Source organism: Mycobacterium timonense, from assembly GCF_025821985.1.
Taxonomy (GTDB): Bacteria; Actinomycetota; Actinomycetes; order Mycobacteriales; family Mycobacteriaceae; genus Mycobacterium; species Mycobacterium avium.
Genome location: NZ_JACKSY010000011.1, coordinates 1 through 20684, shown reverse-complemented (window position 1 = coordinate 20684; position 20684 = coordinate 1). Strand labels below are relative to the sequence as shown.

Annotated in this window: 18 protein-coding genes; 1 reads left to right on the top strand and 17 read right to left on the bottom strand. The window is 66.5% G+C overall.

Annotated features, from left to right (window positions below; genetic code table 11):
- Window positions 1-137: 137 nt before the first annotated feature.
- From H7I87_RS03200 to H7I87_RS03160, 9 genes are all read right to left on the bottom strand, one after another.
- Complete coding sequence (locus H7I87_RS03200) at window positions 138-986, bottom strand: ESX secretion-associated protein EspG (RefSeq protein ID WP_023900965.1); 849 nt, start codon at window positions 984-986, stop codon at window positions 138-140.
- A gap of 148 nt (window positions 987-1134) precedes the next feature.
- The gene (locus H7I87_RS03195; protein WP_023900966.1) at window positions 1135-1434 is read right to left on the bottom strand and encodes a WXG100 family type VII secretion target; all 300 of its coding nucleotides are present in this window, start codon (window positions 1432-1434) and stop codon (window positions 1135-1137) included.
- 62 nt (window positions 1435-1496) lie between these two features.
- A complete protein-coding gene (locus H7I87_RS03190) occupies window positions 1497-1823 on the bottom strand; it encodes a hypothetical protein (RefSeq protein ID WP_139800135.1) in 327 nt (108 codons plus the stop codon).
- Window positions 1824-1941: 118 nt separating this feature from the next.
- Window positions 1942-3288, bottom strand: coding sequence for a PPE family protein (locus H7I87_RS03185; protein ID WP_083071523.1), 1347 nt, complete (start codon window positions 3286-3288; stop codon window positions 1942-1944).
- A gap of 118 nt (window positions 3289-3406) precedes the next feature.
- Window positions 3407-3703, bottom strand: a complete 297-nt coding sequence (locus H7I87_RS03180; protein WP_023900795.1) for a PE domain-containing protein — start codon at window positions 3701-3703, stop codon at window positions 3407-3409.
- A gap of 147 nt (window positions 3704-3850) precedes the next feature.
- Complete coding sequence (gene eccCa, locus H7I87_RS28930) at window positions 3851-8029, bottom strand: type VII secretion protein EccCa (protein ID WP_023900794.1); 4179 nt, start codon at window positions 8027-8029, stop codon at window positions 3851-3853.
- Between the two features lie 80 nt (window positions 8030-8109).
- Complete coding sequence (gene eccB / locus H7I87_RS03170) at window positions 8110-9693, bottom strand: type VII secretion protein EccB (RefSeq protein WP_158084984.1); 1584 nt, start codon at window positions 9691-9693, stop codon at window positions 8110-8112.
- A gap of 14 nt (window positions 9694-9707) precedes the next feature.
- Window positions 9708-11558 carry an AAA family ATPase gene (locus H7I87_RS28925; RefSeq protein ID WP_139800134.1) on the bottom strand — a complete coding sequence of 617 codons (1851 nt, stop codon included), beginning with the start codon at window positions 11556-11558 and terminating at the stop codon, window positions 9708-9710.
- Between the two features lie 53 nt (window positions 11559-11611).
- On the bottom strand, window positions 11612-12370 hold the full coding sequence (locus H7I87_RS03160; protein ID WP_083071520.1) for a hypothetical protein: 759 nt from the start codon (window positions 12368-12370) through the stop codon (window positions 11612-11614).
- Window positions 12371-12725: 355 nt separating this feature from the next.
- On the opposite strand from H7I87_RS03160, the gene H7I87_RS03155 reads away from it, so the two are divergent.
- The gene (locus H7I87_RS03155) at window positions 12726-13448 is read left to right on the top strand and encodes a hypothetical protein (RefSeq protein WP_158084978.1); all 723 of its coding nucleotides are present in this window, start codon (window positions 12726-12728) and stop codon (window positions 13446-13448) included.
- On the opposite strand, the gene H7I87_RS03150 is transcribed toward H7I87_RS03155, so the two are convergent.
- From H7I87_RS03150 to H7I87_RS03115, 8 genes are all read right to left on the bottom strand, one after another.
- Window positions 13380-15542, bottom strand: coding sequence for an ADP-ribosyltransferase (locus tag H7I87_RS03150; protein ID WP_083071519.1), 2163 nt, complete (start codon window positions 15540-15542; stop codon window positions 13380-13382). The genes H7I87_RS03155 and H7I87_RS03150 overlap by 69 nt on opposite strands.
- A 170-nt stretch (window positions 15543-15712) precedes the next feature.
- Complete coding sequence (locus tag H7I87_RS03145; protein ID WP_139800133.1) at window positions 15713-16093, bottom strand: hypothetical protein; 381 nt, start codon at window positions 16091-16093, stop codon at window positions 15713-15715.
- Window positions 16094-16116: 23 nt separating this feature from the next.
- A complete protein-coding gene (locus tag H7I87_RS03140) occupies window positions 16117-16326 on the bottom strand; it encodes a hypothetical protein (protein WP_083071517.1) in 210 nt (69 codons plus the stop codon).
- Window positions 16327-16420: 94 nt separating this feature from the next.
- Window positions 16421-17167, bottom strand: coding sequence for a DUF4031 domain-containing protein (locus H7I87_RS03135; RefSeq protein WP_090417675.1), 747 nt, complete (start codon window positions 17165-17167; stop codon window positions 16421-16423).
- Window positions 17164-18060 (bottom strand): alpha/beta fold hydrolase, encoded by an 897-nt coding sequence (locus H7I87_RS03130; RefSeq protein WP_244179129.1) that lies wholly within the window; start codon window positions 18058-18060, stop codon window positions 17164-17166. Before H7I87_RS03130 ends, H7I87_RS03135 begins: the two co-directional genes overlap by 4 nt.
- 67 nt (window positions 18061-18127) lie before the next feature.
- Complete coding sequence (locus tag H7I87_RS03125; protein WP_083071514.1) at window positions 18128-19030, bottom strand: hypothetical protein; 903 nt, start codon at window positions 19028-19030, stop codon at window positions 18128-18130.
- Between the two features lie 7 nt (window positions 19031-19037).
- A complete protein-coding gene (locus H7I87_RS03120) occupies window positions 19038-19418 on the bottom strand; it encodes a hypothetical protein (protein WP_083071513.1) in 381 nt (126 codons plus the stop codon).
- Window positions 19415-20554 (bottom strand): DUF5131 family protein, encoded by a 1140-nt coding sequence (locus H7I87_RS03115; protein WP_083071512.1) that lies wholly within the window; start codon window positions 20552-20554, stop codon window positions 19415-19417. The genes H7I87_RS03120 and H7I87_RS03115 overlap by 4 nt, the downstream gene beginning before the upstream one ends.
- Window positions 20555-20684: the final 130 nt, after the last annotated feature.

Here is a 20684-nt window from a genome sequence, read left to right as displayed (position 1 = left end):
GTCCGATCGCTTATCAGCTGTCGCTCTGGGCATTCCCCGGAGCCATTCTCCCAGCGTTCACCAGCACACTAGCGCACCATTTTGGCCAAACTCCGCGCCGCGGAGCGCGCTTTTTCCTGCGCTGATGCACCGGCCCGTCACCACCGGGCACCCTGGGTAGCGAACCAGTCGCGGCTCGGGGTCAGCTGCACCAGATCGGTCATCGCGGCGCGAAATCTGGCGAAGGTTCCGGGCCCGAAAGTCACCCACAGGCGGGAACCCTGCCGTCCCACTGCCGACAAGACCCGCCCGTAGGAGGTATCGGCGACGAAGACACCGGCTTTCGTATCGACGGTCTGGATGCCGCAGTTCTCCCGCATGACGATCTCGCAACGCTGGCCCGAGTACGCCGATACCTCGTTGAGGATCTTGGCGGTCGGCACGTCGACGCCCAGCTCCCCGCGCAGGGCACGCACCATGTCCCCTGGCGTGGTGGTCGCCGAGATCTCGGCGACTTGGTCGAGGGGGAACGTCACCGACTCGAACTCGGCTGGGGCAGGCGCAAGCACCTCAGCTGACTCGCGCATCGCCGACCAGATGGGCGTGGACACCACGTCGTCGAGCGACTTCGTCGTCGACCACACCGCCTGGATGAGGACCTCATCGTTGCGGCGCATGGCCATCACGTGTGTCTCGCCCTGGCGGGCGACGACCGCACGCCGCATGCGGTCCTCCTGCATCCCCCGCAAGGTGACCTCGATATCGGGGCGTTCGAGCACCCTCATCCATGAAGCCAGGGTGGGTTCGACGTTGCCGTCAAGGTCGATCAGTCCCGCATCGACGAGCAGGGGAACGGTCTCGTCGTCGACGAGTGCCTGGTCTTGGGGGTAGTACACGTTGTTCATCAACGCCAGCACCGGCGGCAGACTGTCGAGGTCCATCAACCGCTTGATGAACAGCGCCGAGTCCACGCTCAGGTGCGCCGCCGCCAGAATGTCTCGGGCCATACCGGTTGATGCTACTTGGGCAGATAGGGCATTTCGCCTGCGCTCCAACACTTTTCGAGCTAAGCGGACAGTCCCATGCACGCAGCAAGGCGCCCCGATCCATCAGCGCACTGGATCGAGGCGCCCTACCTGGAGCCCTGCCGGCGGGTCAGCCCGGGAAGTAGCCCATCATCTGCTTCTCGTTGGTCTGCATGCCCTGCGTGCCGCTGTGGTAGGCGTTCACGCCGCGTTGAACGACCTCGATGGTGTCCTGGCAGACGTGCTCGAACTTGGTGAAGCAGTCCTGGAAAGTGTTCGCGGTGTCACCGTGGAAGCTGCCCAGCAGCGTCTGCTTGTTCGCCCGGCCTGCGTCGAGCAGCGACTGAGCGGTCGTGCCGCAATGCTGCAGCTGCGTGGCGACAGATTCCATGAGCGGGTAGTTGTAGTGGACGTCGTCCGAAGTTGCCATGATTTGGTTTCTCCTTGTGAGTCAGTGGATTTGGATTGCGTCGGCGTTCGGGGCCGGGCGGCTCAGTGGAAAGGGCTGACGACGCCGGTGATGTTCTGGAAGTCGCCGGCGGCCGAGGCTTCCTGCGCGTCGGTGGACCCGATGCCGAAGTGCAGCGCCTCACGGATCTGATCGAGCACCTGGTTGCTGCTCACGGCGGTCTGGTGCACGTCCTGCAGCCAGGTCTGGAAGGCGTTCGACATTTGGCCGCGGTTGGCCGTCATCGCGCTGTCGGCGATGACCAGCATCTGCTTGTTGTTGGCCTGCGCTGAATCGACCAGCCCTTGGAAGCTGGCGGTCTGGGCTGCCTGCACTGCCATGTCCATGTTGAATGGCATGCCACTGCTCATGAGTGTCTCCGTTTCTCTGAAATGGTGGTGGTTATGCCGCTCCTGGATGGACACGCCGACGTGGCGCGCTGCGCTCCGAACAGCCTTGAGCGCAAGTTAGTGAGGTGACCCGCTGCCATCAGCTGGCCTCCTGGTTATCGGTGTGCCTCTCGGCGACGAGAGCACCCGCCGACACCGTTTCCTGTTCGTCGGGACTGTGGCCCCAGATCGGAATGAGTTCGGTGTCAGGGCGTTTGACGGTGGCAGCCTTATCCTCGTCGCGGCGGCGGGGCCCGTGCATCGGCATGCCCGAGCCGCCAGCGCGCAGCGCCGGGGCGCCACCGGGTGAGGTCGGCGCCGACGGTGGCGCCGCCCCAGGAAGGGGGCCGTCCCATCCACTCGGGAAGCGGAAACCCGTTGAGGCGCCCGACAATCCAGCGAGGCTGGGCACGCGGATGGCTGCGGTGAGCCCGCCACCCCCGGTGCTGCCGGCCAGCCGGTCCAGTGTCGGAGACGAGGGATGGGTGTCGAAGAAGCCGGGGTTGTCCAGGCGGTGCTCGGGTGACACCTGATTCATCAAGTTGCTGATCTGCGACCCGAACTGCTGACCGACTTGCTGAACCTGCTGGCCAACCTGTTGCGGAACCTGCATGCCCTGCTGGACTCCCGAAGCGACCTGTTGGGGAATCTGCTGGACCAGTTGCTCGCCCATGTTCTGCTCGGTCGTCCGGTCGGCGTCACGTTGGGCGCCGTTCTCACGGAATCGGGCGACCGCGGCCTGAGCTTCGGCTTTCTGGGCGCCATCGGCGGAGCGTTGGGCCATCCACGTGGCCATGGAGACAAGGCTGCCCATCTTGCCCTTGAGGACCGCGGCAGTGTTCTGCGCCTTGATGGCCTGCAGCTGTACGCGATCGGTGGCGGCCATGGCGGCATTGATCGCTTGAGTGATCAGCGGCGGGAAGCTCGTGATGCCGGTCAGCGGCGGCAGCTTGGCGAACGGGTCAAACGTGGTGTTGGCGACCGTCTGAGCCAGGTAGTTGGTTTGCACGGCCACGTCCTGCATCCACATCTCCTGGTACTGGCCTTCCCTAACGCCGATGGGAATGGTGTTCATACCAAGGAAGTTGGTGGCATACAGAACCGCGGTGGTGACCCGGTTCTCCACGATTTCGACCATTTGGGCCATCGTGGTGTAAGCCTCGGTGAAGGCCACGGCCTGCGCTTCGGTGCGTGCTGCGGAGGTGAGGATCTGCGCCTGCAGCATCCGGTTGACCATGATGAACCGCACCACGGTGCGCTGCATAGCCATCGCCGCCTCGCCCTGCCACGACGCCACCAGATACGCCAGCATCGCGGTGAGCCGGTCGATGGAGATCTCGTAGGCGGTGGCGGCCGCGGCGAACTCGGCGGAGGCGGCGGTCATAGGGCCAGCGCCGGCACCGGACATGAGGCGCCCGGTGATCACTTCGGGGGGTCCGTACACCATCAGCGAGTTCCCTCTTCGCCGGCCAAATCCGACGCGGACCGCACCGGCATCGACGCTGCGTCGATCCCGGTCCCCCGCCGCTGTCGGTCAGTCATGGTCGTGTGATGCGGTTTCCCGGTTACAGGAACTGCGTCGCGTTGGCGTCGTCGACCATCGAGTAGTTGGCGTCGGTCACGCCCAGAGTGCCAGCCAAGCGCGCCAGCTCCAGGAACCCCGCCGCCGCGGTGCCGAGCAGATCCGCTGAATGTGCGCTGGTGTTGACGGTGGCCAACGCGGACGCTTCATCGGTCCCGGCCGGTGCCGGCGCCATGATGACCGGGGCGCCGCCGTCGATGATGCCGGCGGTGGCCGCCACGTTGCTGGCGACATCAGCAACGCTCGCCAGCATGACCGGTGATACGACGTTGGTGATCACTAGCAAACCTCATTCCCCTCGAGCCGTGGATAACGATCTGGCGGTAATGTTACCTGTGATGGTAAAACTCGTCACTAGCATATCGCCACCCCGGCGGGCAAGTGTCGCGCTTTTTCCTGCTCCGGGCATTCCCCAGCGCCTCTGACCTCAGTCCCTTAGGGTGTCGTCTTCGCTGTAACGGATCCCCGACCAGGCGCACTGGATCCGGCCCTTACGCGCGAATCCGGCCTCGACGTAGCGGGCCCGTCCGGGTATCCCGAAGTTTTCGAACTTTTCGTCACCGATCTGCCCGTCGAACTTGTTCCCCGACAGCATCACCGTCGGCACGGCGTCGCCGATCATGCGGCGCAGGATGGGGTCCCGGTTGATCGCCATGAACAGCTCTTCGGCCGCCCGGGCGAGCACGAAGTGCATACCCCGGGCCAACGGTTCGTGGGCCATGGTGTCGTGCAGCTTGAAGAACGCCGGCTGCTCGCCCATGTTCCGCGTGTTGGCGAACAGGTGGTAGTCGTCGACGACAAAGAAGATCTCCGGCCCCGTCCACCACGACCTCGCAGCGCGGGTCTCGGCGTCGACGTTGGGCGGCAGGTCGCGCTGGTCGATCCTGAAGCGCTCCCACAACCTCATCACCGATTCCCGCAGCTCGTCGTCGTTAGTGACGTAGGCGAACAGGTTGTTGTCGCTGATCTTGCCCAGGTGCCGGCGTCGGGGGTCGATGAAAATGACAGCGGCCTCCTCGACGCCACCGGGGAACCGCCGGGTGATGCTGTCGTAGACCGCCCCGATGGCCTCGCTTTTGCCCGACTTGGCGTTGCCTGCGATGAGCAGGTGCGGTTCGCGCCACATCTCGGCGTAGGCCGGGGTGAGACGCTCCTCTTGGATGCCGAAGGCGATGCGCAGGCGCCGCCGCGGGTCCCAGCGTCCTTCGCGCTCGACCGACTTGTGGTCGGCCTCGGCGACCATGACCGCGAGTTGTTCGTAGGTTAGCGATGTCGGCAGGGTCCGCAGCCGTTCGGCCGAGCTGGCAGCAAACTGCTCGGCGATCTGGCCCACCAGCGCGGTCATGCCGACGTTGGTTGTACTCGGGTCGTCGATGCCGTCGATACGCGGCAGGGCGACCAGGCCTTGCAGCTCCGATCCCGACGCCAGCACGTGTCCGGGCGCCGTGCGTCGCTTCTTGGCCAGCGCGTTGCTGATCCGGGAGTACTCCGTATCGGAATGCAGCTCGATGATGCTCTTCATGTGCGGTTCGATACCACGCATCTCCACCACCCGCGCGGTGGACAGCACCAGGTGCACCCCGTAGTTGAGCGCGCCGACGATCAGTGATTCGACCTCGGGACCGCGGAACTGCAGCACCTGCCCTTCGGCCACGGCGGCGTCCCAGCCGTCGATCATGATGTAGACGTCGCCGTAACGGTCCTCGTTGAGAAGCGGATACTCGGGGTTGGTCCGCAGCTGGCGGTAGTCGGCCATCGTGCCGATCTTGTGCTCGCGGAACAGCCGCTCACGATCGCTGATCAGCGTGCGCACCTGGGACAGCATCCGGTTGATGGCGTCGGGCTCAGAACGGCTGGCCACCCCGCCGACGTGGGGAAGGTCGGCCAGCGGGCCCAATCCGCCACCGGCGTAATCCACCAAGTACATCTGCACTTGCTCAGGGGTGTTGTGCAGCGCCAGCGAGCACGCCAGGGTCTTGATCGCCGTCGACTTGCCCGTCTGGGCGCCGCCGATGATCAACACGTTCTGATCGGTGGTGTCAACGGTCCACAGCGGCTGAGAGTGCTTGACCGGGTTGTCGAACAAGCCCATGGGCACCTTGAGCTTGGGTAGCGCAGTGTTGGCCGGCACCGTCCAGTGCTGCAGCGTGGCATCGGCCTGATCGAGGGTCTTGACCTCCAGCGGCGGCAGCCACATCCGGTACGGCGGAGGGAAGTCCGCCGAGCGCAGGCGGTCGACCACGGTGGTGAAGATGGTCGGTGCGTTCTCGAGTTCCTCTTCGGTGTGTTCGAGTTCGCTGACCACTTCGACCGAGTCATCCTCGCTTGTGGGAAGCGGCGCCTCGATCGCCGTGAACGCCTGTGGCCCGACGAATCCGCCTTCTTCCGAACGGGTTTGGGTGCGCTCGACGATGGCTTCGGAGGCCGGCGGGAAGTACGCCGCACCGGTGAAGCCGGCGTAGAACTGCGTCAGTTCCCCGGCCCGGTCACCGCCCTTGCCCAGCAAGATGCCGTGTCCCGGAGTGCCAGGAAGGCGGTAGGCCGCATCCGAGCTGTCCAGCAGCGCACGCGATTCCTGCGGAGTTCCGGTCTTCAAACCGATCTTGTACCACAAGTTTGACTCCAGGCCGCTAGTCCGACCCGACAGGTCGAGGTTCTGCGACGCGAACAACAGGTAGATCCCCAATGAGCGCCCGACGCGGCCAATTCGCTGGAATAACGGTCCGAAATCGGGGTGGGCCGCGAGCAACTCGGTGAACTCGTCGATGATCACGAACAGCGACGGCAGCGGCGGCAGGTCGACACCGCGCTCGCGCAGCTGCTCGTAATCGCGAATGTCTTTGACGTCGTTGCGGGTACTGAGCTCGTCGGCGCCGCGCAGGACGTCGAACCGGCGGGCGATCTCACCGTCGATCATCTCGGCCATGCGGGCCACCAGGTGAGCTTCTTGCTCCATGTTGGTGATGACCGCGGTCACGTGCGGCAGATCGCCCATACCCAGGAACGTCGGGCCGCCCTTGAAGTCGACCAGCAGCATGTTGAGCATGCTCGGCGAATGCGACACGCACGCATTGATCACCAGATTACGCAGGAATTCCGACTTACCCGAGCCGGTAGCCCCCAGCAGCTGCCCGTGCGGACCGGTACCGCCCTCGGCGACCTGCTTGAGGTCCAGATCGAGCCGGTCGCCGTTGGACAGGAACCCGATCGGGATGCGCAGACGGCGTTTGTCGCCGTAGCGGCTGATTGCGCTCCAGGTCTCAATCGGGTCCAATGCTCCCGGGTCCCGCACCCGCATGAGCGTCGCCCAGTCACGGCCGCGTTCGGATTGCTTGGCCTGCCGCCCAAGGCTGGTCAACGACGCCACCTCGTACTTGGCCAACTGCCGCGCGATCGTGCGTGCGTCGGTCAGCGAAACCTGGTCGGCCACCGCGACTTTGGTCGGCTCGGCCAGTGGTTTGTCGGCCTCGGTGCGCCACACCGTGCGGTCGGCGTCGCAGCGCAGCACGATGCCCTCACTCGAGGTCAGGGCATTGTCTGGCGGATTGACCATCAACCAGGTCACCGCGGCGCGCGGCGCGATGACCGAGTCGATCAGCTTGTCGGTCACCGTCGAGTCCACGACCACCAGGACGTGCCGGTACTTGTCGTTGGTGAACTCGACGTGGGGGTCGAAGTTCAGCGTGAAGTCGATGATCTTGGCCGGGTCGTCCTCGTCCTTGCCACCGACATTGGCTGTCAACGTCGACCAGTCCGAGTACATCATCCGCGCACTACCGAGACGGTCGATCTTCAGCGGATGTTGGGTATGGGGAAGCCATTTCATCCATGACCACTGCGGGCCGTCGGGGTCGTCGGTGAGCAGGACCATCGCCAGGTTGTCCGGGCCGTGAGTGACCGCAGCGTGCAGCAGCATCGCCCGCAGCATGCCCAAGGCCACCTCCCGGTCCCCGGTGAACCCGATGATCGGGAACCGGGCGGTCGCCAACGCCAAAGGCATCGATGACACCGTGGAATGGTGCCGAAGGAAACGAACGGTCTGCACCCAGCCGACCGGCTCCAGGAATTCCCCGGGCGGCGCTTCTGGTGCCACGATCCGCGCCGCCAATTCCACCTCGCCGAGCCCGTATCGCAGCGCGGTGTATCCGTCGTTGGTGGGCGTCACTTCCCACATCCGTTCCGTGCCAATAAGACTGGGCAGCATGACCGGATCGGGGAAGGCGTGCTGGAGGCCTTCGTGCATGCTCAGACCGCGGTCGAACACCTTCTCGCGGGTGACTCCCAGGCCGCGGGTCTGCGCCTTGCGGTCGGCCAGCAGCTGGGCGCGCGAGGTGCCCCCACCGCTATGGCCGGTCATCAAGCCGCCCATACCGGCCAACATCAGGATCGGGAACATGACCATCATGGGGTTGAAGCGCCCCGAGCGCAGCATCAGCGCGACCATGCCGGCCAGCACGACCAGCATCATCAGCGGCATTCCGATGGTGCGGATCTTCGATGCCGGCTCGCCTTCCTCAATCTCCTTGGGCGCCGGCACCTCAACCTCGTCACGGGAGATTCGTGGCGGTTTGACCGGTGTGAACGGCCTGTTGAAGCTGATACGCACCTAGCTCACCTCGTCCTAACCGAGACCACGTGCTGATCCCTCATCGAAAGCCCCCGGCCAGGGCGCGGGCTGCGCGACATCTATTTGACTTCCTTCTTGTCCAGCCCAGCCACGGTTGAGTTGGGTGGTACACCGTCATGGCGGATCAGCGCATCCTTCTGGGACAGCGTCGGGCCCGGCGCGAACAGCGACACCACTACCCAGGGGGCCGGCACGGGGTAGCGCAGCTTCAGTGATGTCAGCGTGACGTCGCCGGATTCCCTGTCGGAGGTGTCCAGACCGAACCGCACACCGGTGTCGGCGATCCAGAAGTAGGACTCCCGCAGGCGCGAATCCGTTGCCGCGCCGGTCACTTGGACGAAGCGGCCCGTCGTCGCGGGCATGTACACCTGGTCGGCGGTCATCCCCTGCGACGACGCGGCTGAGACCATCGGCACCAGCGCCTTGACTTGTGCGGGGGTCAGCGGCAACGTCCGACCAGTGATCACCTCGGTGCGCGAGGTGGGGTCCGCACCGAAATGCGACCACGACCAGCAGGTGACGGGCTCGTTGTCGGCGTCGACGAGATGCACCGCGTCTATGGGGTAGAACGAGACCGCCAGCTGGGTGGACTTCGGAAACGCCGCCAACGCGTCGGGGCCGACCTCGACCGGAGCGGTACTGACCTGCGGGTTGGCCGCCCGGATCATCGTCGCGGCGGTCAGGCTGACCTCCTGCACCCCGTCGGCCAAGGTGGCGTAGTAGGTCTTGTGACCGGCCAGGTCCCGCGCGGTCAAGATGGTGCCCACCGTCAGCGGCTTGTCCGGCGCGAACCCCGGATGCTCGCCGACGCCGGCGATGGCCGGGGCCACAAGCGGCGGCTCAGCGGGAATGGCGTTGAACAACCCCTGCGAGATCGGCAGCACCAGGTCGCTGCCCTTGAGGCCGAGGGCATCGGCGACGATGGGGTCGGTGATGTTGACCGTCGAGCGCACCACCACCCCGTCGGGCCGCGAGTAGATCAGCCATGTGCGGTTGTCGTAGCCGACCAGCCGCGCTTGGTTGCCGCCCATCGTCTTGGTGTCCGGGCCCTTGGTCAGCGCCCCCCCGATGGCGGTGGTAGTGACCGGCGATCGGGCCGTGGTCGGCAGACCAGAAACCGGGTCCAGCGGCACCGCCGCACCAGTCATGGTGGTGTCGCATACCGTCCAGATCGACGACGAGTCCTGTGCATCCCGAATGTCGTTGGGAGCCCCGGGAATACCCACCAGGGATCCACGCGGATACTTGTCGATCTCGGCTGCGCTGGCTTTGACCGGGTTGTCTGGCTGTCCGATGATTAGCCGCGCCGACGTCAGGTTGGTCACTGGGTCCAGGCGATCACCGACGCGGATGTAGAGCGCCCCGGTGTCCTTGTTGGCGACAATCTTGGCGTCCTTGACCTGCCCGGCCGGGGAGAACAATCCCCACACCACCGCGCCGATGCACACCACTACGCCGAGCCCAAGTCCGAGCGCCAGCGGCGAGGCTTGCGCGCGCTGCGGGTCGTCGATCATGCGGGTGTCGCGGCGCACCAGCGCATGCTGGAGCCGGCGGTAGAGGAACCGCCACCCGCTGACTTGGTATTTCGCCGTGAGCCGGAAGCCGCGGCGGCGCCGCTGCTCGGGGCCTTCCAGTTCAGCCACGGCTGATCTCCCGACTATTCATAGAACGGAACTCCTTGGGTGGAGCAGACTTCGCGGAACGCCTCGGCGACGTCGCTGTCCTCGATGGTGACCAGAGCTTGCTTCGACAGGTCGATTCCGGCGGCCGATGTCAGCCGGTAGTCCCGGATTTCGGTGGCCTTCTCGGTCACATTGCGCACAAAGCGCGCGTTGCCGGCCTTGTCGATGCCCGACACCACGCGCGGGTTGCCGCTGGAATCGACGTCGTCGACCATCATGGCCGCCAACCGCTGAAGGTTGCACAACAACAGCTCCTGCGCAGCCGAGGAGTACAGCGCCGACTCGGAGCTGGCCATCAGGTCGGCGATCTTCACTAGGTCCTCCGGTGTGTAGGACTCGAAGTGAATCCGGGAGGTGAATCGTGATGCCAGACCCTCGTTCATGGTGAGGAACCGGTCGATGTCGGCGTCGTAGCCGGCGATCACCGTCACCAGCTTTTTGTTGGGATCCTCGGTCTTACGTTCGTTCTCCAGCCGGGCCAGCAGCGTGTCCACGGCTTCTTGACCGTAGGCGTCGCCATCGGAATACCCCTTCTGATACAGCGAGTACGCCTCGTCGATGAACAGCAAGCCCCCCAACGCCTTATCGATGACGGCGTTGGTCTTCTGAGCGGTCTTGCCGAGGTACTGATCGACCAGCTGAGGGCGTGAGGCCTCCACCACCTCAGGGCGGGCGATCACCCCGAGCCCGAATAGCAGCTGCGCCAGGATGCGCGCCATCGTGGTCTTACCGGTGCCCGGCGGACCGGTGAAGATGTAAGCCGCGCCGACGTCCTTTTTGGCGATGCCCATCTCGGCGCGCTTCTGATCCATCATCGCCTTGGCTTCCAGCCGGCGGATCTGTTCCTTGACCGCGTTCATGCCGATTTGCTTGTCCAGCAACGTCATCGCGTCGGCGCGCACGCTTTCACGTCTCTTCTCGCGGGCTTCCACCTCCAGCGTCGCCGCCGAGCTCCCCGACTCCGGATCCCACGGGTCCGACCGCGTCGCCAGTGAGGACGCGGTGACGATCTCGACCGTCTTCTCCGGATCGTCGATGGCCTCCTGGACCTCGGGCAGGTTCATCCAGGCCTGCAGCTCCTTGAACGCCTGCATGGCCTCATCGCGCTGCCCTTGGGCGCGCAGCGCGTAGCCGCGACCCAACCGCAGCTTGGCGTGGACCTCGTTAGGCAATCCGCCGGTGTTCAAACCACTTTCGGCGTACCGCTGGGCTTCGGCGGGATTGCCTGTGCCGACCAGCGCCCACACCTTCCACACCAGCATGCCGGCGTTGAGCAGCTTGACGAATTCAACGTTGTCTTGGGAGCGCCATTGCTGCTTGCCCTCAAAGCTCAGCACGTCGGGCCAGCGCCGCGCCAGACCCAGAAGACCCAACCGCACGTAGTCCAGCAGGTCCAAGTCCAGCGTGGAGACGTTCGGTAGGCGCGCTTCTCGAGTGATGACCTCGTCGGCTCTGGCCAGCTGCGGGGGCTGCGCCTCGGCCAGGGCCGCGGCGTAGGCGATCGCCACGTGGATACGGGTGTGGGTCGGCATGCCCAGGGCGAACGATCCGAGGGTCATCGACGTGACGACGTTCAAGTCCGCGACGGTCATCTGCGCGGTCTTGAGCGCGGCCCCCAGGTTGGACACCGACTGGTAGGCGCCGGCGGCGACGTCGAGGGCCTTTTCACCCGTGGCCACCCTGCCCAGCCAGGCGTCGCACATCGAGGGATCGGCCTGCACGGCTTGGCGAAACGCCTCGCGGGCCTCAGCGGTCTGACTGTTACGCAGGTACCTCAACCCCAGCACGAACACGTCGAGTGGTTTCAGTCCGACCCCTGCTGTCACGCTACCCAGCCCCTCTACGCCCCAACTGATAACTGCACGCCGTAGACGTGCAGTTATGCGACGATCCTAGTTGGGCTCGACGGGGTCAACCGGTGCCGACCGTTGACGAAAATGCGGCCGCCGGCGATCCCGGTGTAGTGGCTTGCCTTGGCTTCTTGAGCGCAGGACTCCATCAACGGGCAGCCCTTGCACAGCATCTCGGCTTCCGCGCAGGCAACCCGGCACTGGGTCTTGTTGCCGCCGGCGGCGAAGACCTCCTCAGCGCGGTTCTCCCACGCGGAGATGACGCCGATGTTGGTTCGGCAATTCGGCACGTTGGCCGCTGCCGGTGCGGCACCGGGCCGGCGGGGCGCACCGGCGCCGCGTCGGTTGGCCAGGGCCCGCGCTAGCCTGGCGGCCGCACCGGCGTGGACCGGGACCGCAGCGGCGCGGCGCGCCCGCTGCGGCGCGGCCGCCGTCGAGGCTGCCGCGGCGGTGGCCTGTGCACGCTGATGCTGTTGTGCCCGTTCGGATGTGGCTTGCTGGATCAGCGCCGCGGCGTCACTGCCCCTGGGCCCGGTGCCTGGCAACGGAACATCGCCGAGGATCGCCGGATCGATGTCTAGTGCCGCCAGGAACGGCGCCAGCATGCTGGGCGGGGCGGCCAAGACAGCGTTGGCGGTCTTCGTCAGGCCGATGCCGTTGAGGTGGTCGACGACCTTGCGCCGGGCGAGGCGGCCCTGTCGGCGGTTGCCGTTGGCGCGGGCGGCGGCCGGATAGCTGGTGCAACTCGGGCAGCGGCGACGAGTTCCGTCCTTGAGGGATCGGCACATCAGAAGGCCTCCGCAATCGGTAAGGCCGGAGTACGACGAAGCATGGTTTCCCTTCCAGTGAAGGTGTCTTTGGCACGGCCAGATTAACCCACATTCGGAAACTTCACCACCCTTGGTAAGTTTTTTAATGCCGTGCCGCATCGCTGCTTCGAGTTATATCGGCACGTCACCGCCCCTAAATAGACCGTCGCTACAAGTTTTCGGCAGTCATGACAGCGATGGGGGAAAGTGCATTCAGCCTCGGCGCGGCACATCCTTTTCGGCCGCCGCGCCGGGCAAGATTTCAACGAACCGACCGCCACCGGAGGTGAGAAAGCCGATGACAGACCCACACGAGGACACACACCTGAACAGCGTGGCCGCTGACGAGCGCACCGGCCTGCTCGAGCGGCTGGCGGTCGCCTCACTGGTGGCCGAAGCCGAAGACCTCACCCGCGGAGTCCGCTACCTGTCGGTTGCAACCGGCGATCCTGAAACCGACGACGACCTGGCCCGCGTCAATACGCTGACCGCCGCGGCGTGGACCCCGCGCCCCGGCGCCGCCACCACGTCCATTCGTGGTGGCAACGACTACCTGACTATCCGCGTCGAGGGCTTCCGACGCGGAGGCGTTCGTCGACGACCTCGCCGAGCTGGCACAGACGATCAACCCTGGCTTCTGGCGCATCACTCGCTCACCGCACCCCTTCTGAGCAGGGCCGATGACACGTCCCCACGTCCGTCGCGAGCACAGCTAATCGTCGACCGCGCGGACGGGCTCCCCGTTGACCAAGTCATAGGCAGTGGACCTGATTGTCACGATGTCCAGTTCGTCGAGGTCGGCCAATCTGCCGAGGGAGTCGGCGATCGCCTCCGGGGTCATGCCTTCGTCCAGCCGCTGCTGAATCTCGTCAATCTGCGCTCTGGTCAACGCCATGTCAGCCCCTTCCTGCACCCATCCGCCGCCGGCCAACGCCGCGTGGGGACATGCTATTCCCGCTGCTCAGCGCCGAGACGTGCCGCCGGTTCATCAGCCGGCCTTCTTCCAGCCACCGACGCCGCTGTCTTCAGCCTCGGCGACCAGATCCTCGCCCACTAGGTAGACCGTCGGCTTACCGGCGATCCCGTTGTGCTCGACGTGCACGCACCGCAGCTGCGAGCCCATCGGCAGAATCACCTCGTCCTCCCCGGAGAAGTTGGAGATGCTCTTGACCGGCAACCCCTCTCGGGTGCGCACCACCATGTAGTAGGGCGGATGCCCGGCGAACGCTGAGGCCGTGGACTGCCTGGTGGTCGTGCTAGTCACCTTCCCCACCTCCATGCGCGCACCGACGCTGAACACCGCGTCGATGTACTCAGCCGGCGTTCCCTTCCACCCGCTGGGCACCTTGGTCCCCCGCACCACCGTCATCGGCGACATGTTCGGGTTGTGCTCGCGGAACTTGTCGAACGCCGACTCGATCCCCGAGACCACCGTCTTAATCGACCCCGACGGCGTCGCACCGTCACGCCCGCAGATCGCCGCGTTAATCGCGGTATAACTGCCACCGGTGTAGGTCGTCAACGCCGACCGCTCCTTGCTGTCGAGCGACTTCTGCACGAACGCCGCGTTCGCCGCCGTCAGCTCGCTGATGCTCGACGTCTTGACCCCCGGCCCGCTCATGGAGAATCCCCACGCCTTGAGGTTGCCCACCCGCTGGGCGATCACCGCATAGTCGTCGACCGTCTCCTTGCCCCACGCCCGAATCCCGCTGCGCCACAACGCCTTGTGCTTTTCCACGCCGAGGCTGTCCGGCGGGATCTTGTGGTCGAAGTGCGGGATGACCCCGCCGCCGCGCGTCAGCGTGCCCAGCGCCCGGCGATGCGCAGCGACGTAGGCCTCCTGCGCGGCCGCGGCCCCCTTGCCGGCAGCCAGCGCCTCAGCACGGGCCGCCTCCCCGGCAGCCACGGCCGCCTTCTCGCGCACAACCTTCTTGTGCCGCTTGGTCGCGTCGTAGATGTCGGCGCGCACCGGCCCAGCGCCCACGGCCTCGACCAGCTTGTCGCGGGCCTCGCCCATCCGGTCGTCAATGAAGCTTTGATGCTGCTCGCCGCTCCAATGATGTTCTGCGGCCTGCCCTGCCAGCTGCATCAACACCTGAGACTTGATGTGGTGGGCTTGAACCTCGGTGTCGCTGGCACCTTCGGGAAGCGCCGGCAGCTCAGCCAGCATTGGAATGCGGCTGGCCTTATTCAGCGCGGCGGACTTCCCCCCGGCAGCGGCCACACCGTGATACACCCCGTCGCGCTTCTGCAAGATCAGGAAGTCACCAGATCCTCGGCGGTGGATCGCCGTGCCGCCGTCGAGCAGACGTCCCTCGACCTCGACCGCGCCGGATCCGGTCTCCATCAGGAACTTGCCCGGAATGTAAATCGAGGTGTCGCGCACCGCCCCGGCCAACAGCGCCGGCTGCGGCCCCGCATCCAGCGCCCCGGCCGCCTCGGCCACCACCGACCGGTTCAACGACCGCGCCAACGCCTCGACGTCCTCGCCGCTGAGATTGGCGCAGTACTCGTCGCGCTCCTCCGCCGGCAGAGTGGTGGCCACCCCGTACTTCGCGGCCACCACGTCATCGGCTGCCAACGGGACTGCGAGCTTGGCCTGCTCATAGGCCGCCTTGGCCGCGTCGATCTCCTCACCGGCTTGCGCGAGCTGCGCGAGCTGCTCGCTCGTCAGCGAGTCCCCTTCTGCCGAGCCCAACTCCTTGACCAGCTTGCGGCGGCGCGCCTGGGCCCGCTGCACGGCCTTGCGGCCGTCGTCGACGGCCTTCTCCGCCGCGGCGAGCGCCTCCTGCGCTTGCTCCAGGGCGTGCTCCTCCGGGGAGATCTGCGGGCCGGCCAGTGCGTCCTGCTCGGCCTTGGCAGCAGCGATCAGCAGCCCCGCCGAGGGTGGGTTGGAGTGGGTGCTGGGCATCGGGGTGTCACCGAGCACCGATTCCTCGATGCCCATCGCCTTCATGAATTCCGGTAGGACGCTCGGGGGTGCGGCCAGGATCGCCTTGGCGGTGGCGACCAAGCCTTGCTCGGTGAGGTGATCGACCACTTTCTTGCGGGCCAGCCTGCCCAGCCGTCGATTGCCGTTCGCTTTGGCCGCGGCGCCATAGCTTCCGCAGCCGGGGCAACGCCGGCCACCATGTTGGGTCGATCGGCACACCGTTGCGCCTCCTTCAGGTGTCTCTGGCAGGTACACCTATGAAGTACCGACGCACAGCGCGTTTTCCGTCACCTCATCTCAGAATTGGCCCACAACGCGCCTCCTAGCAGCGGCGATGCCACGTCCCCTGGCCCGCTGTGCCACTCTCGGCGCGAGGGGCCTACCGCCGCTCAGCGAGCTGCGTCTGCCGCTTCAGCAATTTGCGCGGCGGCGTCGATGTCGCTCTTGTGGGCACGGCGCGCCTGGCTATGCCTCCACGCGCTTTTGGCTCGTGCACCGGGCTTGAGTCCTGCGGCCTTGACGTCGACCCACTGCTCGGTGACAAGCCACAGGGCCTGGTCGTGGGCGTCTTCAATATCTCGAAACAGGCGGTCGCCATCTCCGTCGAGCACCTCGACGATGTCTTCCCAGTTGGGACGTCGACCTTCTTTGGCGGCAGTGAAACGACGCACCGGCCACGGCCGGGGCGCCGGCGCCGCAGTGCCCAATCGGCAACCTCGGGCTTTCAGCGCCACCCGGGCCGCCGCTGCCACGGGCGAACCAGTTGCCATCCATGCGACTCCCCTTGGTGCTCTTAGTGCCAGATTTTCAACGCGTCGAGGACGGCCCAGCTGCCGCTGGCACCGGCGCCGCTGGCTGCTGCCAATACTGCCGCAGTCCAGATCATCCGCCGGACGCGTCGAACGAATCGCAACAGCGCGAGGGCGACGACCATCCCAATGGCACCCAGCGCCACCAGCACAATGGGGTCGCCGTGCCCAGCGAGCACCGAGTCGATTGACATGTTTGATCTCTCCCGTATCCGTTGACCCGCATTAACTCCCCCCAAGCGGTGACCGTCGGCGCGACCCACCCCGGGGACGTGTCATTCATGCCGGTCAGAACAGCGTGACGACGTGCCAGCGAGTCCCCGCGGTCGCCGCGACCACCTCTCGGGAGAACTGCTTCGGTCCCCGCGGCGCCGACAACTGACGACACCCGCGCCCACGGCCACTGCGCTCGCACAGGAATCCGCCGGCGACCTCGACGTCATGGGCGCGGGTGAAGAAGTCGACCGCGAAACCGGTGAGCCGCGCCAACGCCTGCAGTTGCTCCCAGCTCGGATACAGCTGTGCGGCTTCCCACTGATCGACCGCAGGCTCCTCCACCCCGCAGGCGCGGTCGACCTCAGGACCGTAGAGCGCCCGCATGTCCAGGGCCGCGGTGATCGCCCGCGGCGACACCAGCCCATCGCGCCACGCCTCGAACGCCACGCGCAGCTGCTGCCGTGCAGGTCGGCGACGCTCACACCAGGGTCTCCTGCACACCGGTCTCCAACTCGGCGCGGTAGCGGCGTCGATGATGGCCACGGCGTCGCGCCAGCCCACCTCGACCGCACCGAGCGCGACCGCCTGGCGGCGCTTGCCCTCAGTCACGTCGTAGTGCCAGTTCTGCGCGGCCCGGCTTCCTGACCGCGCCCTGGGTTTACCAGTCTTGACCGGGTCTTGAAACCAGCTGCGCCGCAACCCAAGCCGCGCCGCGAAGGCGTGCAACTCCTCCTGGGTGTCGGCGAACAGGTGCGACCACGTGGTGTCGTGTCGCCCGACCCGCGCCGGGATCCGGGCGTCGTCGATGTAGACGGTCATGACGCCACCCCGGCCAGCACCGGCACCGCGGCCCGCCGGTCGACGCCGCAACTGGAGGTATCGATGGCGATCGCCCTCCGGATGGCCTGATGCACGACCTGTGGCGCCTCCAGCGGAAGCATGTGGCCCGCCGCCGGAATCTCGACGTGCTCGGCACCCGGGATCGCCGCCGCGAGGTCCCGGCCGTGCGCCGCCGGAGTCAACGGATCGGCCCCACCGCTGAGCACGACCGTGCGGGCCCGGATGGTGGCCAGCATCGGGTACTGGTCGTAGTCACGAAGCGCCGGCAGGAACCCCACGGCGGTGGCCACCGACACCGCCGCCAACGCATCCGCAGCCACCGCGGCCACCGTCACCGCCGACGCCGGGCGCCGACAGCGGCCCAGAGCCGAACACAGCGGACCGACCATCGCCGTGAGCGCGATCTGCGGAGCCCGGTCGACGACACCGAACAGCGCTGCGGTCGCCGGTGTCCTCAACATCCGTCCCAGCCCGCGGTGACACAGCTTGCCGGCCGCGGTGGCAACAAGCACCAACCCCGCCGGTTCGACCGGCCGGCGGTCCAGCCCGAGATAGCCCAGCGCGGCCATCCCGCCCATGGAATGACCCACCAAGGTCACCGACCCTGAGACCTGCAACCCGGCCAGCACGGCGGCCAGATCCTCGGCCAACCGCTCGATCCGATAACTGCGCATCGGCGCTTGCCCGGAGCGGCCATGCCCGCGGTGGTCGTAGCTGATGATCCGCACCGCGGGCCCGTAACGATCCACCAGGTAGTCGATTTGGCGCGCCCAGCACACCTGCGACAGGCACAACCCATGCAGGAACACCACGGTGTGCACCGCGTCGGGCCCGCCAAGGTCGCGCACCGCCAGGACCACACCGTCGTCCATCGTGAGGTTGACATCGCGACACCGCGGTCCCTGAGCAATCTCGACCACGACCGCCACCCCTTCCCCTCTACGCTGACGCCTCGACATGCGCTGTGGCACAACCTTGTTCGCGCAGCGCGGCTGCGGCGGCGGTCACACCGTCGAGCGCGGCCGACAGGTCGGCGACCGCCTTGTGCGCGGCCGCGGCAGGATTCGCATAACCCTCGGTGATGCGGTGAGCCACTCGAGCGAGATCCCCGTGGGCAGCGACCAGCCCGGCGATCTCCCGTAGGGCCTGCAGCCCGATCGCTCCCGGCCGCGGCGGCTTGTTCGCCGACGTCCAGTCGATCGGCGCACCCAGCGCCTCACGGACGAGTGCCAGCTGCTGCTGCAACTCGGTCACATCAGGCAGCGCGGCGATGCGCCGCGCCAACGCCGCGGCGGCTTCGTCATTGGCCTTCTGCTGGGCCGCGGCACGCGCCGCCACCTTCTCGGCGTCCAAGGCCTCCGCACGCAGGGTGTCGTAGCGCGCAAACACTGACCGCACCGCATCCCAGGACGGCTGGTGATCGGCCTTAGGGGCGGCGGCCTGGTGCACGGTCATGCGGGTCACTGAGCGCCCCGGCGACATCAGTCCCCAACCTTCGGGCAATTCACCGTCGCGCACGATGCCCGGGTCCGACACGACCAGCCACCACTGATCGCACTGGTCGGCCCAGGCGTCGGCCTTACCGTTCTTGCGACCCAGCTCAGCAACCCAGTCCGACCGCGACACCTTGATCTCATGACCGATCAACTGCCGCCCACTGGTGGTGGTGAATCCGACGTACACCGCGTCGCAGCGGCGCCCGGCGCCATAGCCACCGTTCATCCCGACCTCGGGCACGAAGATCCCACCCGGCAGCCGCCGCGAAGGTTCGATGTAGTGCCGGCGCAGCCGACAGAGCAGCTCGCTTGCCCTCATCGCCGAGGAGTCACGGGTAACCGTCATCGCCGTCCTACCTCACTTCGGTGACGTCGATCGGGAGCCAGTTACGCACTGTCACAGACCATTTCCCTGCACGCACCAGGTCGGCCAATTGCTGACACTGTTCGTCGGTGTCGACGTCCCAACCTTGTCCGATCACGTTGACCGGCCCGCGCACCCCTGCCCGCCAATCGAGCACCGTGTACTCCAAAGCGCCGCGGCGCCGAAACGGCGCTTGGCGCGTGAGCACCGCGACGTCCTCACCGGCCACGCCCCGCACCGTCCACAACTGCCGTTCGTGGTCGAGCTTGACCCGCTGCCCGACCGTCATGGTCACCGGCGTCATCGGCTCGGGCTGGTAGTACAGCCCGCGTTGTGAGCGTTCGGCGTTGCTGAGCGCCTCGGTGATCATGACTGCGCCTCCAGAAGAGTGGTGGATGCCTCTACCTGGCTAGTACCGGCGGTGAGCGCGGTTTCCGTCACGCTCTGCGGGTACTGATCCCAGATCCGCCCGTCGAGGGTCCGCCCGGCACGACGCTTCCCGACCCGCACCGCGATGGTGTTGCGGTCGAGCAGCACCGTATTGCGGGTCCGCTCGCCGGGTTCGAGCAGCCGCGTGGTGGCTCCGCGCATCGTCGCCGCGCCCGCGGCCTTGACACGCACCGTCGGCGACATGCGCCCGCCTAAGGGATGGTCGTAGGCGCGGCCGAACGCGAAGTCCTCGTCATCGGTGACTGCTACGGGCAGGTACTCGCCGAACTGCTTGAAGTGAAACGCGATGCCCGCCGCGACGCAGTCGTCGCGCACGGCCCGCACCCAGTCCGGGTGCAAGGGACGGGCTCGCGGCCCGGATTCGCCGCCGGCGATGACCCAGTGCAGCACCTCCCGCACCCGCAGACGTTGCCCGTCCCAGGCCGGATGATCCTGCGGCGGAACCCATTTGCGCAGAGCGCGACGCAGCTCGACTGGTTCGAGCAATGGCTCCAGCGACAGGTAGCGCACCGCGGCCGGAGTGTCCAGCAGCGCAGGGATCCGGATGTCGGCCCAGTGCTGGTTCTCCACGCTCACACCGAGCCACACATTCGGCAGAAACCCGTGCTGCTGGCCATGATTGGGCAAGTACTGCTCGCGCGAGGGCCGCTGCGCCATGACGTGCTCGCCGAAGTCGGTCACAGCCGACCAGAACGCGGCGCTGTTGAGTAGGGCACGCATCCGGCCGTGCCGCTTGGTCAGAACTTGGAACGTATGCGTGGCGCAGCTCTGCATCACTGCGAACACGTGCGCGATGTACTCATCGGGGACCTTGTCGTGGAAAAGGTCTGCGGTGGAGCAGACGAACACCTTGCGCGGCGCCCGCCACCGCATCGGCTGATCGAGCCGCTCCGGCCACAGCGTGACGTCAAAGCCGTTGGGCCAGGCCTTGGTTCCGGCGAAGCGGCGCGCATGGTTGGCGGCGTAGCAGTTGTCGCACCCGGCCGACAGGGCGGTGCATCCGGTGACCACCGGCCACGTCGAATCGGTCCATTCGATCTTGCTCCGCGATCCCATCACACGGTCCTTAAGTTCGTAGGTGCAGTTACTTCGTGTTGTTACGTTGTGCTGTGACCCCGGGTGGGGCGGGTGAGGCTGCATCGCTCTTGCCGGCCTGATGGTGCGGCTTGAAAGGACTGGCCGCCCG